The 13428-nt window shown below is 68.0% G+C and carries 10 protein-coding genes; 1 reads left to right on the top strand and 9 read right to left on the bottom strand.

Annotated features, from left to right (window positions below; all coding sequences use genetic code 11):
* Nucleotides 1–156 precede the first annotated feature (156 nt).
* Nucleotides 157–1671 (bottom strand): glutamate--tRNA ligase, encoded by a 1515-nt coding sequence (gene gltX / locus FHR84_RS21495; RefSeq protein ID WP_179537366.1) that lies wholly within the window; start codon nucleotides 1669–1671, stop codon nucleotides 157–159.
* A 104-nt stretch (nucleotides 1672–1775) separates the two neighbouring features.
* Between gltX and FHR84_RS21500 the strand changes: the two genes are divergently transcribed.
* Entirely contained in the window at nucleotides 1776–3008 is a 1233-nt protein-coding gene (locus tag FHR84_RS21500; RefSeq protein ID WP_179537367.1) for an FAD-dependent oxidoreductase, read from the top strand.
* A 282-nt stretch (nucleotides 3009–3290) separates the two neighbouring features.
* On the opposite strand, the gene FHR84_RS21505 is transcribed toward FHR84_RS21500, so the two are convergent.
* The 8 genes from FHR84_RS21505 to FHR84_RS21540 all read right to left on the bottom strand — a co-directional run bounded on the left by FHR84_RS21505 (nucleotide 3291) and on the right by FHR84_RS21540 (nucleotide 13152).
* Nucleotides 3291–4073, bottom strand: a complete 783-nt coding sequence (locus FHR84_RS21505; RefSeq protein ID WP_142075854.1) for a fumarylacetoacetate hydrolase family protein — start codon at nucleotides 4071–4073, stop codon at nucleotides 3291–3293.
* Nucleotides 4074–4139: 66 nt separating this feature from the next.
* Entirely contained in the window at nucleotides 4140–5828 is a 1689-nt protein-coding gene (gene cimA, locus FHR84_RS21510) for a citramalate synthase (RefSeq protein ID WP_179537368.1), read from the bottom strand.
* A gap of 280 nt (nucleotides 5829–6108) precedes the next feature.
* Nucleotides 6109–7152, bottom strand: coding sequence for a 3-isopropylmalate dehydrogenase (locus FHR84_RS21515; RefSeq protein WP_142075850.1), 1044 nt, complete (start codon nucleotides 7150–7152; stop codon nucleotides 6109–6111).
* A gap of 300 nt (nucleotides 7153–7452) precedes the next feature.
* Nucleotides 7453–9048: a phosphoglycerate dehydrogenase gene (gene serA / locus FHR84_RS21520; protein ID WP_179537369.1), complete on the bottom strand. Its 1596-nt coding sequence runs from the start codon at nucleotides 9046–9048 to the stop codon at nucleotides 7453–7455.
* 240 nt (nucleotides 9049–9288) lie between these two features.
* Nucleotides 9289–9534, bottom strand: coding sequence for a DUF397 domain-containing protein (locus FHR84_RS23425; protein WP_017973967.1), 246 nt, complete (start codon nucleotides 9532–9534; stop codon nucleotides 9289–9291).
* Nucleotides 9535–9766: 232 nt separating this feature from the next.
* Nucleotides 9767–10762 (bottom strand): ketol-acid reductoisomerase, encoded by a 996-nt coding sequence (ilvC, locus tag FHR84_RS21530; RefSeq protein ID WP_179537370.1) that lies wholly within the window; start codon nucleotides 10760–10762, stop codon nucleotides 9767–9769.
* A 42-nt stretch (nucleotides 10763–10804) separates the two neighbouring features.
* On the bottom strand, nucleotides 10805–11311 hold the full coding sequence (ilvN, locus tag FHR84_RS21535) for an acetolactate synthase small subunit (protein ID WP_017973965.1): 507 nt from the start codon (nucleotides 11309–11311) through the stop codon (nucleotides 10805–10807).
* Between the two features lie 8 nt (nucleotides 11312–11319).
* Nucleotides 11320–13152, bottom strand: coding sequence for an acetolactate synthase large subunit (locus FHR84_RS21540; protein WP_179537371.1), 1833 nt, complete (start codon nucleotides 13150–13152; stop codon nucleotides 11320–11322).
* Between the last annotated feature and the right edge of the window lie 276 nt (nucleotides 13153–13428).

Here is a 13428-nt window from a genome sequence, read left to right on the forward strand (position 1 = left end):
CGACTCGACCAATTTGGTGATACTTAAATCACTGTCGCGATTCAGCTCGCGCGTGCATCAGCACATGAACCCGACCACCGTGTCGGTTTCGCCGGACGAAACCGACACGGTTCGGGCGTTCTACCCCGCTCCCCGGCGGGAACACGCGCTCCGGGCTCACCGCTCGGAGCCGTACTCCAGAGCGGTACGCAGCCTGCGGAGGCTGGTCTGCCTGCCGAGCAGCTCCATGGACTCGAACAGCGGCGGTGAAACGGTACGGCCGGTGATCGCCACGCGCACGGGCGTGAAGGCCTTGCGGGGTTTGATCCCCAGCCCCTCCACGATCGCCGCCTTCAACGCGTTCTCGATCTCCGAAGTCACCCATTCGGTGACACCTTCGAGCGCTTCGACGGCCGCGGAGAGCACGGGGGCCGCATCGGCGCCGAGGGCCTTCTCCGCCGCGGCCTGCTCCGGAGCGAACTCGGAGCCCGCGAACAGGAAGCCCATCATGCCCACGGCGTCCGACAGGACCACCACCCTCTCCTGAACCAGCGGCGCGGCCTGCCGCACGAGTTCCCGCTGCTCCGCGCTGGGCTGCTCGGGCAGCACCCCGCCGCGCACCAGGTGGGGAACGACCCTGTCGACGAAGTCGTCCAACGAGAGGGCACGCAGGTGCGCTGCGTTTATGGCGTCCGCCTTCTTCTGGTCGAACCGGGCCGGGTTGGCGCTGACCCTGCCGATGTCGAAGGCACGCACCATCTCGTCGATGCCGAAGACGTCCCGGTCCTCCGCGATGGACCACCCGAGCAGGGCCAGGTAGTTGAGCAACCCCTCGGGGATGAAACCGCGCTCCCTGTGGTGGAACACGTCGGACTGCGGATCACGCTTGGACAGCTTCTTGTTGCCCTCGCCCATCACGAAGGGAAGGTGTCCGAAGCGGGGGGTGGCATCGGTGATGCCGACACGCTGCAGCGCCTCGTAGAGCGCGATCTGACGCGGGGTGGAGGACAGCAGGTCCTCGCCGCGCAGCACATGCGTGATCCCCATCAGGGCGTCGTCGACCGGATTGGTCAACGTGTACAGCGCATCACCGCTGCCGCGCACCAGCACCGGATCCGGCACACTCCCCGCGGGGAAGGTGACCTCCCCACGGATGAGGTCGGTGAACCCTATGTCCCGTTCCGGCATGCGCAGCCGCAGCACCGGGCTGCGTCCCTCCGCGCGCAGTTCGGACTTGCGCTGTTCCGTCAGCTCGCGGTCCGCGTTGTCGTACCCCAGCTTGGGGTCGCGGCCCGCGTCCCTGTGACGCTGCTCCACCTCCTGAGGAGTGGAGAACGACTCGTACAGTTCCCCCGCTTCCAGGAGCCTGCGCGCCACATCGGCGTAGATCTCGCTGCGCAGGCTCTGCCGGTAGGGCCCGTGGGACCCGCCCACGTCGGGGCCCTCGTCCCAGTCGAGCCCCAACCAGCGGAGCGCTTCCAGCAGCGCCTGGTAGGAGTCCTCGCTGTCCCTGCTCGCATCGGTGTCCTCGAGCCGAAAGATCAGGGATCCGTTGTTGTGTCTGGCGAACGCCCAGTTGAACAGGGCGGTGCGAATCAGTCCGACATGCGGTGTCCCCGTGGGCGACGGGCAGAAGCGGGCGCGCACGGGACGGTCGGACTCGGCGGCTGTGGTGACATCTGGCGTGCTCATGACAGGTTCAGCTTATCCATCGTGTTCCGCGGGTTGACCGGCGCGTCCACTCCGCGCATGCTGAAGTTATTCAACGGTTGTTGAATTTTGCTAGGAGGGTCGTGATGAGGCGAACCACCTGTTGCATCGTCGGGGGCGGCCCCGCGGGCATGGTCCTCGGCCTGCTGCTGGCACGCTCCGGCGTGAGCGTGACCGTGCTGGAGAAGCACTCCGACTTCCTGCGCGACTTCCGGGGTGACACGGTGCATCCCACGACCATGGCCCTGCTGGACGACCTGGGCCTGGCCGAACGGTTCGCGGAGCTCCCGCAGAACAGGCTCGACACGGTACGGCTCCCCGTCGGCCCCGACGGGGAGCTCCACACCGTGGGAGACTTCCGACGACTGCCGATCAAGTACAACTACATCGCCATGGTCCCGCAGTGGGACCTGCTCGATCTGCTCGCGGACGAGGGACGGCGGGAACCGAGCTTCACGCTGCTGACGGACGCCGAGGTGACGGGGCCGGTCCGGGAGCACGGCAGAGTGACCGGCGTCGAGTACCGCTCCCCCGACGGAAGCACGGAACGGCTGCTGGCTACCGTGACCGTCGCCTGCGACGGGAGGAACTCCTTCGCACGCGGAATTCCCGAACTGGTTCCGCGCGACTTCCCCACACCGATGGACGTCCAGTGGTTCCGCCTGCCGAAAACGGCGCGGGACCCGGCCGGAGCCTTCGGAACGATCCGCAGCGGCTCGTTCACCGTCCTGCTCGACCGGGGGGACTACTACCAGGCCGCCTCGATAATCGCCAAGGGCACCGACGCGGCCGAACGCGCCCGGGGCGTCGAGAACTTCAACCGCGACCTGCGACGACGCCTGCCCTGGCTGGACGACGGGCGGCAGCTCGTACGGAGCTGGGAGGACGTGAAGCTGCTGCACGTCAGCCTGGACCGGATGCGCAAGTGGCACATCCCCGGGCTGCTCTGCATCGGTGACGCCGCACACGCGATGTCACCGGTGGGTGGAATCGGCATCAACCTCGCGGTTCAGGACGCCGTGGCCACGGCACGGCACCTCGCCGGCCCCCTGCGCGCGGGAAGGCTGCGCAGGCACCACGTGGCCGCGGTACAGCGCCGCCGGAAACCGGTCACCGCGCTGCTGCAGCGGCTCCAGCGCACCGTCCACGAAGACGTGATCGAACCCGCACTGCGCGGAAGCATCGACTTCGAGGACCGGGCGAGACTACCGCTACCGCTGAGGCTGCCGCCGAAGGTCCCGTGGCTGCGTGCGATACCGCCGTACGTCTTCGCCTACGGAGCCTTCCGGGAACGACCGCCGAGGAGCGCCGTTCACTGACGCCCGCGGCGACCGTTCCCACACCCCGGTACCCGACCGGATCCGGGACGGCTCACCGACGTCTTCCCGTCGAGTTGTCGGCCGGTGCGGGTTTTCCCTCGACGCGGGCAGCGTCGGGACGCACCACCCGAGCAACCGGCGCCGCGGGTTCTCCCGTGCTGCTCCCACGAGGACGGTCCCGAGGTCGTGCAGGTGGCCACCCGGTACCGGGGCACCCGCTCACGAGGCCGCGGGAGGTTCCGCCACGGAACCATCCGCGGCGACCCGAGCAGCGAAAACCGGTCAGGCCTGCTGCACCGGATTGGTGAGAGTTCCCAGCCCGTCGATGGAAACCGAGACCTTCTGCCCCGGCTGCAGCGGACCGACCCCCGAAGGAGTTCCGGTCAGGATCACATCGCCGGGCAGCAAGGTCATGACGCGGGAGATGTACGAAACCAGACCGGCCACGTCGTGTACCAGCAAAGAGGTCCGCGACTCCTGCACCGGTTCGCGGTCCAGTTCCGTGCGCAGCGCCAGGTCCGAGGCATCCGCGGCCGTGTCGATCCACGGTCCGAGCGGGCAGAAGGTGTCGTAGCTCTTGGAACGCGTCCACTGCCCGTCGGCCTGCTGCTGGTCCCGTGCGGTCACGTCGTTGGCGATCGTGTAGCCGAGCACGACCTCGGTGCCGCGGGCCTCCGGAACGTCCTTGCAGGGCTGTCCGATCACCGCCGCGAGCTCACCCTCGTAGTCCACCCGCTCGGAATCGGGCGGCATCTTGATCGGCGCGCTCGGACCGACGACCGCCGTGGACGGTTTCATGAACAGAACCGGGTTCGGCGGCACCTCCGATCCCATCTCCCGTGCGTGTTCGGCGTAGTTCTTCCCCACGCACAGCACCTTGGTCGGCAGGATCGGCGCCAGCAGCCGCACATCGGCCATCGGCCATTTGCGGCCGGTGAACGTCGGCTCCCCGAACGGGTGCTGGTCGATCTCGACGGCGAGCACCTTCTCACCGGGGGACTTGGGATCCGGCTCCAGAGCGACGAACGAGACCCCTTCGGGTTGAGCAACACGTGCCAGGCGCAAGCGAAACCTCCGTTATCTACTTTCCCCGGACAGCCTACGTGCCGCGCACCCGAACAACTCGCCTGGTCACCCGCTGCCCGGCAGGCTCACCTCGCCGATCCCGGCCCGCCGTATCGCCTTGTGGGCGAACGCGTCACGCAGCGCGTACCAGCTGGCCTCGACGATGTTGCCGTGGACTCCCACGGTGGTCCACTCGAGGGAATCGTCCCGCGATTCGACGAGCACCCGGGTGACCGCGTCCGTACCCGAGGTGTCGGTGAGGATCCGCACCTTGTAGTCCACCAGCTCGACCTCGTCGAGCCAGGGGAGCCGCGGAACCAGCCCGGCGCGGAGCGCCGCGTCCAACGCGTTGACCGGGCCGTTCCCCTCGGCCGTGGCGATGACCCGCTCACCGTCCACGTGCAACTTGACCGTCACCTCGGACACGACCTGCCCGTCCGGACGGTGGTCGAGCGAGACCCGGTAGGACTCCAGCTCGAAGGGAGCTCCGAACGAGGCCCCGACGGAGGTCTCCGGCTTCCCCTCGCGGACATCTCCTCCCCCGGCGATCGCGAGTTCACGACGCAGCAGCAGCTCCAGCGAGGCGTCAGCCCCCTCGAACGACCACCCGTGGGCTTCCAGCTCCTTCACCCTGCGCACCGCGCCGGTCACCGCATCGGGCGAACCGCTCAGGTCCAGCCCGAGCTCGGCCGCCTTGAGTTCCAGGCTCGCGCGTCCGGCCATCTCGGTGACCAGCACGCGCATTCCGTTGCCCACCCGTTCCGGATCGATGTGGTTGTACAGCTCCGGGTCCACCTTGATCGCGCTGGCGTGCAGTCCCGCCTTGTGGGCGAAGGTGGAGGTGCCCACATAGGCCTGGTGCGTGTCCGGGGCGAGATTGGCGATCTCGGCCAGCGCGTGCGAAACGCGGCTGAGCTCGGCGAGGTTGCCCTCGGGAAGCACCGGGATGTCGAGCTTGGTCTCCAGGTTGCCGATCACGGAGAACAGATCGGCGTTTCCCGCGCGCTCGCCGTACCCGTTGGCCGTGCACTGGACGTGACTCGCCCCCGCCTGAACCGCGGCCAGCGTGTTCGCCACGGCACACCCGGTGTCGTCCTGGCAGTGGATTCCCACTCGGAAACCGGTGCGCCGAACGACCTCCTCGACCGTTCGCGCCAGACCGGTGGGCAGCTGTCCGCCGTTGGTGTCGCAGAGGCAGACCAGATCGGCCCCCGCGTGCACGGCCGACTCCAGCACGCGCAGCGCCGTGTCGGGGTCGTGGGCGTACCCGTCGAAGAAGTGCTCGGCATCCAGGAACACGCGCCGCCCGTGTTCGACGAGGTGGCGCACGGTGTCCGCCACCATCGCGCAGTTCTCCGCCACGTCGGTGCGCAACGCGTGCTCGATGTGCCTGCTGTCGGACTTCGCGACCAGGGTCACCACGGGCGCCCGGGATTCGAGCAGCGCCGCCACCTGCGCGTCCTCCCGCACGGAGGCGCCGGGCCTGCGCGTGGAGCCGAAGGCTGTGAGTACGGAGTGCCTGAGTTCGAGCTCGCCCTCCGCCGCTCGTTGGAAGAACTCGGTGTCCTTGGGCAGCGCCCCGGGCCAGCCTCCCTCGATGAACCCCACGCCGAGGGCGTCCAACGTGCTCGCGACGGCGAGCTTGTCCGACACCGAGTAGGAGATACCTTCACGTTGGGCTCCGTCACGCAGTGTGGTGTCGTAGACGTGAAAAGCGTCCGCGGACGGAGTTCCTGCCGGGCTGGTGCGGGTCACTGTCCCTCCAAAGGACGATGTTCGGTTGGTCCGGAACGTGCTGTGGACGCTTGGCGGATCCACTGGGAAACAAAAAAAGACCCCTCGCGGATGCGAGAGGTCTGCGCGTCGGGCGAAAGGAACTCGATTCACCCGACGCGCTTGCCAATAATGTCCTTCACGTGGCGGAACACGCGGCCATGCTCGCACACACCGCTTTCGCTCCACTCACTGGGCCCTTTTTCCCATGATCCGGACACGAGGAGGCGTGTCGACGTTCCGCCGGACGAACCGCGCCCGGTCAGGTCTGCTGCACGACCTCCCTGGAGGAAACGAGCGCGGCCAGCCGGTCCCCGATGGCGTGAGTGGCCCCGGGGGCGGAATGGTCCCGGGTCGCCAGATCGAACGACACGGAGGCCTGGACCCGGCGCGCCGCCTCGGTGTAGCCCACGTGGTCGAGCAGCAGCGCCACGGAGAGCACCGCGGCGGTCGGGTCGGCGGTCCCCTGCCCGGCGATGTCGGGCGCACTGCCGTGCACTGGCTCGAACATGCTCGGGTTCCGCCTCGTGGCGTCGATGTTTCCGCTGGCGGCCCGACCGATACCGCCCGTCACCGCCCCCGCGAGATCGGTGATGATGTCGCCGAACAGATTGTCGGTGACGATCACGTCGAACCTGCTCGGGTCCTGGACCAGGTGGATCGTCGTCGCGTCGACGTGCTCGTAGGCCACGGTGACGTCCGGGTACTGCAGCGAGAGCTCCTCGACGACACGCGACCACAAGGATCCGGCGTGACTGAGCACGTTGGTCTTGTGCACCAGGGTCAGGTGCTTGCGCGGACGGGACGAAGCCCTGGCGAAAGCATCCCTGACCACGCGCTCGACACCGAACGCGGTGTTCAGGCTCACCTCGGTGGCGACTTCCTGGGGGGTGTCCTTGCGCAGCAGGCCGCCGTTTCCCGCGTAGGGCCCCTCGGTGCCCTCCCGCACGACCACCATGTCGATGTCGCCCGGTTCGGCGATCGGACTCTGGACTCCCGGATACAACCGCGCGGGACGCAGGTTCACGTGGTGGTCGAGCTCGAAACGCAACCGCAGCAACAGCCCGCGTTCGAGGATTCCGCTGGGCACCGACGGGTCCCCCACCGCACCGAGCAGGATGCCGTCCTGCTCCCGCATCTCCCCCAGCACGGATTCGGGCAGTAGTTCCCCGGTGTTGTGCCAGCGAGCAGCGCCCAGATCGTACCGCGTGATCTCCGTTTCGGGCACCACTTCTCCGAGTACCTTCAGAGCCTCGGCCACCACTTCCGGCCCGATCCCGTCACCTGGGATCACAGCGAGCCGCATGCACACACCTCCCGAGTACTGCCCCGACCTGGGACTGAAACGTCGCCCCGCAGACTACCGTCCTTCGATCACGCCGCGGCACGCCGGACCCTTCAAGTGGACAGCACTTCCCGCGCAGTGGGACACCCGAATGGGTGAGTATCCACCGTTCAAGCGAGGGCAGCACCCCTGTCCCACCTTTCGGCATCCGATCAGCCACGCGGGGTGGCACCCCCGGTTCCGCAAAGAGGGGCCGCCGCTGCGCGCGACGGCCCCTCCGGGAACGAGCGGTGTGGATCCCACCGGATCACACCCGAGGACTCACTCGAAGCTGACGGTGCGCACCGTCTTGGCCCCAACCGCGGCTCCGATGGGCTCGAGGACGCCCGCGTCCACCGGACGATCCACGCGCAGCAACATGATCGCGTCCGAGCCGTCGTAGGTCTGGCTGATCTGCGCGGCCTCGATGTTGATCCCGACCTCGCCGAGCAGCGTGCCGACCTTGCCCATGACGCCCGGGCGGTCCGGGTACTCGAGCAGCAGGACGCTGCCCTCGGCCCGCAGGTCGAAGTGCCTGCCGTTGACCTCGACCAGCTTCTCGACCTGCTCCGGCCCGTCCAGAGCACCCGAGACCACGCCGGTACGGCCGTCGGACAGCACCGCGCGCACCGACACGACGCTGCGGTGGCTCGCGCTCTCCGGAGAGGTCTTCACGTCGATGTCCACTCCGAGGTCCTCGGCGAGCTGCGGAGCGTTCACGAAGGTGACCTGGCTCTCCACCGCACCGGCGAACACCCCGCGCAGCGCCGCCAGCGGCAGCACGGACACGTCCTCCTCGGCGAGCTCGCCGCGGGCCTCGACCGTGACCGAGGTCGGGGTCGACCCCAGCACGGCAGCGAGCAGGGAGCCGAGCTTCTGCGTCAGGGGCAGGTACGGGCGCACCTCCTCGCCGACGGCCCCTCCCTGGACGTTGACCGCGTCGGGGACGAACTCTCCGCGCAGCGCCTGCAGCGTGGAGTGGGCGACATCGGTGCCCGCGCGGTCCTGGGCCTCGGCCGTGGAAGCCCCGAGGTGCGGGGTGGCGACCACGTTGGAGAGCTCGAACAGCGGGCTGGAGGTGTTGGGCTCGGTGCTGTAGACGTCGATGCCTGCGCCACCGAGGTGACCGCTGCGCAGGGCGTCGGCCAACGCGTCCTCGTCGATGAGCCCACCGCGGGCGGCGTTGATGACGATGGCGCCCTGCTTGCACTTCTTGAGTTCCTCGGCACCGATGAGTCCGAGGGTCTCCGCCGTCTTGGGCAGGTGGATGGACATCGCGTCGGCGCGCTGCAGCAGCTCGTCGAGGCTGACCAGTTCGATGCCGAGCTGGGCCGCGCGGGCCGCGGAGACGTAGGGGTCGTAGGCGATCAGCTTCGCACCGAACGCCTCGAGTCGCTGCGCGACGAGCTGACCGATCTTGCCGAGACCGATGACACCGAAGGTCTTGCCGTTGAGCTCCACACCGCTGAAGGCGCTGCGCTTCCACTCGCCCTCGCGCAGGCTCGCGTCCGCGACTGCGACGTTGCGGGCGACGGCCAGCAGCAGCGCGATGGCGTGCTCGGCGGCCGAAACGATGTTGGAGGTGGGGGCGTTGACCACCATGATGCCGCGTTCGGTCGCGGCGGGAACCTCGACGTTGTCCAGTCCCACGCCCGCACGGGCGACGATCTTCAACCGCGTGCTCGCGGAGTAAACCTCGGTGTCGACCTTCGTCGCCGAACGGACCAGCAGCGCGTCGGCGTCGGCGACGGCCTCGAGTAGGGCGGGGCGATCGGTACCGTCGACGTGGCGGATCTCGACCTCGTCTCCGAATGCTTCCAGCACCGAAGGAGCCAGCTTCTCAGCGATCAGGACGACAGGACGGCTTGCGTTGGTCACGGGCGCGCTCCAGTAACAGAGATCAGGGTCGAAGCAAAGGCACGCCATTGTGCCGGACGGTGCAGCAGTTTAACGCCGATATGAGAATCCGTTCACACAAGTGTTGGACGTATCACCGTAACGCCGTCTTCGGACTTTCCGGTCGAAAACGACATCGAACAATGAAACCGCAGCACACAGCTTCGCGGACAGTGCGGTGCACCTGCCCGTCACCATCACGGGCAGGTTACGGTGGAGGATTCACGGTTCGTCGAACTCGCCGTCCTTGGCGCCCGCGACGAACGCGTCCCACTCCTCAGGAGTGAACACGAGCACCGGCCCCTCCGGGTCCGCACCGTTGCGCATGCCTATGTAGCCGTCCACGAAGGCGATCTCCACCCCGGGCTCGTCATCGTCGTCGGTACTGGTGATCCACTCGGCCGTGCTGAAGTCGAGCTGATCCCTGATGTGCGCTTTGTCGTCGACCGGCTGCGTTTCCTCGCTCACGGAGCGGATAATACCGATCCGGGCCACTCCCCCGACAGGAAGGGCGCTTCTCCCCGCGCGAGAACGGGTCGCCCGCCCGGAGCGACACCGGACGGACGGCCCGCCGGACCGCTCGGACTCACTGGTGCTCGCTGTTCGCCCTCGTCGCAGGCGCCCGGGTGGTGCGCCCCGGCGCCATCGGCACCGAGGGGAGAACCCCGCCCCCACCAACAAGTCCGCCGGAAAGCACCGGTCAGCCCTTGGTCCAGGACATCAGCGAGCGCAGCCGCTTGCCGACCTCCTCGATCTGATGCGCGTTGCCCTCGGCCTGCAGCCGGTTGAACTCGGGCCTGCCCGCCTCGTCCTCGGCGACCCACTCCTTGGCGAAGGAGTCGTCGCGGATCTCGGACAGCACCTGCCGCATCGACTCCTTGACGTTCTCGTCGACGACCCGCCGGCCACGGGTCAGGTCACCGTACTCGGCGGTGTCACTGCAGGAGTACCGCTGACCGGCGATACCGCCCTCCCACATCAGGTCCACGATCAACTTCAGCTCGTGCAGCACCTCGAAGTAGGCGATCTCCGGCTGGTAGCCCGCCTCGACGAGCACCTCGAACCCGGTCTGCACCAGGGCGCTGGTTCCACCGCACAGGACGGCCTGCTCACCGAAGAGATCGGTCTCGGTCTCCTCGGTGAAGGTGGTCCTGATGACCCCGGCCCGTGCTCCGCCGATCCCGGCCGCGTAGGCGAGGGCGAGCTGCTGTGCGTTCCCGGTGGGGTTCTGCTCCACCGCGATCAGGCACGGCACGCCCTTGCCGTCGACGAACTGGCGCCGCACGAGGTGGCCCGGCCCCTTCGGAGCCACCATGGCGACGTCCACGTCGGAGGGCGGCTGGATCAGGCCGTAGCGGATGTTGAAGCCGTGACCGAAGAACAGCGCGTCACCGCTGTTGAGGTTGCCCGCGACGTCCTCGGAGTAGATCTGCCGCTGCTTGGTGTCCGGGGCGAGGATCATGATGAGATCCGCTTCGGCAGCGGCTTCGGAGGGCGTGACCACACGCAGTCCCTCCTCGGCGGCCTTCTCCCGCGACTTGGAGTTCTCCGGCAGTCCGATCCGGACGTCGACACCGCTGTCCCGGAGGGACAACGCGTGGGCGTGCCCCTGGCTGCCGTAACCGATGATCGCGACCTTGCGCGACTGCACCAGTCCGAGATCGGCATCGGACTCGTAGAAGATCTCGGTTGCCATTGCTGCTCGTTTTCCTTTCTGTAGCGGGCCCGCCGGGGCGGGTCACCGCACTGCGGTTGCCGTGATCGAACGTGCTCCTCGGCCGATGGCGACCATTCCCGACTGGACCATCTCGCGAACGCCGTAGGGCTCGAGCATCCGCAGCAGCGCGTCCAGCTTGTCCGAATCGCCGGTGGCCTCGATGGTCAGCGCCTCCGGAGAAGCGTCGACCACCTTCGCCCTGAACAGCTGCACCGTCTCGAGGACCTGGCTGCGCACCGAGGCATCGGCCCGCACCTTCACCAACAACAGCTCGCGCTGCACCGACGAGTCCGGGTCCAGCTCGACGATCTTGATGATGTTGACCAGCTTGTTGAGCTGTTTGGTCACCTGTTCCAGCGGCTGCTCCTCCACCGAGACCACGATCGTCATCCGCGAGATCTCGGGGTGTTCCGTCGGCCCGACGGCCAGGGATTCGATGTTGAAGCTGCGCCGGGAGAACAACCCCGACACCCTGGCGAGCACACCGGGAACGTTCTCCACCAGCACGCTGAGTGTGTGTCGGCTCATCGACGCGCTCACCCCTCGTCGTCGTCGAACAGCGGGCGGATTCCGCGCGCCGCCATGATTTCGTCGTTTCCGGTTCCGGCGGCCACCATCGGCCACACTTGCGCGTCCTTGCCCACCACGAAATCGATGACCACGGGTCGGTCGTCGATCTCCATCGCCCGCTCGATGACGCTGTCCACGTCGGCAGCGGACTCGCACCTCATCCCCACGCCTCCGAGCGCCTCGGCCAGCAGCGAGAAATCGGGGATGCGGTGTCCGTGGGTGCCGAGATCACTTTGTGAGTAACGCTCGGCGTAGAAGAGGTTCTGCCACTGCCGGACCATACCGAGGTTGCCGTTGTTGATGACCGCCACCTTGATCGGCAGCCCCTCGATGGCGCAGGTGGCCAGTTCCTGGTTGGTCATCTGGAAACAGCCGTCCCCGTCGATGGCCCAGACCTGCCGGTCGGGGGCCCCTGCCTTGGCGCCCATCGCCGCGGGAACGGCGTAGCCCATCGTTCCGAGCCCACCGGAGTTGAGCCAGCTGCCCGGACGTTGGTACTCGATGAACTGGGCCGCCCACATCTGGTGCTGCCCCACTCCCGCGCTGTAGACCGCCTCCGGTCCCGCGAGCTGCCCGATCCGCTCGATCACGTACTCGGGCGAGAGCGTGCCGTCGGCCGGCCAGTCGTAGCCGAGGGGGAAGCGGCTGCGCCAGTCCTCCAGCTGCTCCCACCACTCGGACAGGTCACCGCGACCCCGCTCGGTGGAGGCGCTGTCCACGGCTTCGAGGAGCTCGGCCAGGACCTCCTTGCAGTCCCCCACGATCGGCACGTCGGCGACCCTGTTCTTGGAGATCTCGGCCGGATCGATGTCGGCGTGCACGACCTTGGCCTCCGGTGCGAAACCCGACAGCTGCCCGGTGACCCTGTCGTCGAAGCGGGTCCCCAGCGCGATCAGCAGATCGGACCGCTGCATCGCGGCCACCGCGGGAACCGTCCCGTGCATGCCCGGCATCCCCAGGTGCAGAGGGTGCGAGTCGGGGAACGCGCCCCGGGCCATCAGCGTGGTGACCACCGGGATCCCGGTGTGCTCGGCGAGCCTGGCCAGTTCCGCGGACGCCTCGGCCTTGAGCACCCCGCCGCCGACGTAGAGCACCGGACGCTCGGCCTCGCTCATCAGCCGCGCCGCTTCGCGAACCTGCTTGCCGTGCGGTTTGCCGACGGGCCGGTAGCCGGGCAACCGTTGTTCCGGTGGCCAGGAGAAGGACATGGTCAGCTGCTGGACGTCCTTGGGAATGTCCACCAGCACCGGTCCCGGACGACCGCTGGATGCGATGTAGAACGCCTCGGCGATGGTGCGCGGGATCTCGGCCGGATCGGTGACCAGGAAGTTGTGCTTGGTCACGGGCAGTGTGATGCCGCAGATGTCGGCTTCCTGGAAGGCGTCGGTACCGATCAGGCCGGTGCTCTGCTGCCCCGTGATCGCCACCACCGGAACCGAGTCCATGTGCGCGTCGGCCAGCGCGGTGACCAGGTTGGTCGCCCCCGGCCCCGAGGTGGCCATGCAGACTCCGGTACTTCCCGTGACCTGCGCGTATCCGGCCGCCGCGTGACCGGCGGCCTGCTCGTGCCGAACGAGCACGTGGCGCACCTTGGTCGAGTCCAGGAGTGGGTCGTAGGTGGGAAGAATCGTTCCGCCCGGTATGCCGAAGACCACCTCGCAGCCCACGGCTTCCAGCGAGCGGACCAATGCTTGGGCGCCGGTCGCTCTTACCGGGGCGCCGTTGGGCGGGGCCGGCTTCGGACGTTGCCCCGGGGACGCTTCCGGGGCCGGGTTCTGCCTGGTATTGGCGCTGGTCATCGATTCTGCCTCGCGGTCGATGAATGGGGCCGGGCACGAAAAAACCCCCGCCGGCTACATAGCCGAACGAGGGTTGGCGCGTCGACGCTGCGTACTTCTCAGGCGTCGACGCGCCCGGGAAGTACGAGAATGTCGTTGATGCGCAGCATGGTTCGGAGATTAGTCCCACCGGGCACGGAAGTCAAACCAACGGGAAAGCTCTCCCGCATCGTGGACCACGAGGGAACGGGACTCCCCGGTCGCGCGGCGCGAGCGCTGCCGCGCACGCTCCGGTGA

The sequence above is a fragment of the Actinopolyspora biskrensis genome, assembly GCF_013408175.1.
In the GTDB taxonomy this organism is placed as follows: domain Bacteria; phylum Actinomycetota; class Actinomycetes; order Mycobacteriales; family Pseudonocardiaceae; genus Actinopolyspora; species Actinopolyspora biskrensis.

What these genes read in the sequence shown, in the direction of transcription:
- gltX (WP_179537366.1), bottom strand. Translation starts at nt 1,671, where the DNA reads ATGAGCACGCCAGATGTCACCACAGCCGCCGAGTCCGACCGTCCCGTG.
- FHR84_RS21500 (WP_179537367.1), top strand. Translation starts at nt 1,776, where the DNA reads ATGAGGCGAACCACCTGTTGCATCGTCGGGGGCGGCCCCGCGGGCATG.
- FHR84_RS21515 (WP_142075850.1), bottom strand. Translation starts at nt 7,152, where the DNA reads ATGCGGCTCGCTGTGATCCCAGGTGACGGGATCGGGCCGGAAGTGGTG.
- ilvC (WP_179537370.1), bottom strand. Translation starts at nt 10,762, where the DNA reads ATGGCAACCGAGATCTTCTACGAGTCCGATGCCGATCTCGGACTGGTG.
- ilvN (WP_017973965.1), bottom strand. Translation starts at nt 11,311, where the DNA reads ATGAGCCGACACACACTCAGCGTGCTGGTGGAGAACGTTCCCGGTGTG.
- FHR84_RS21540 (WP_179537371.1), bottom strand. Translation starts at nt 13,152, where the DNA reads ATGACCAGCGCCAATACCAGGCAGAACCCGGCCCCGGAAGCGTCCCCG.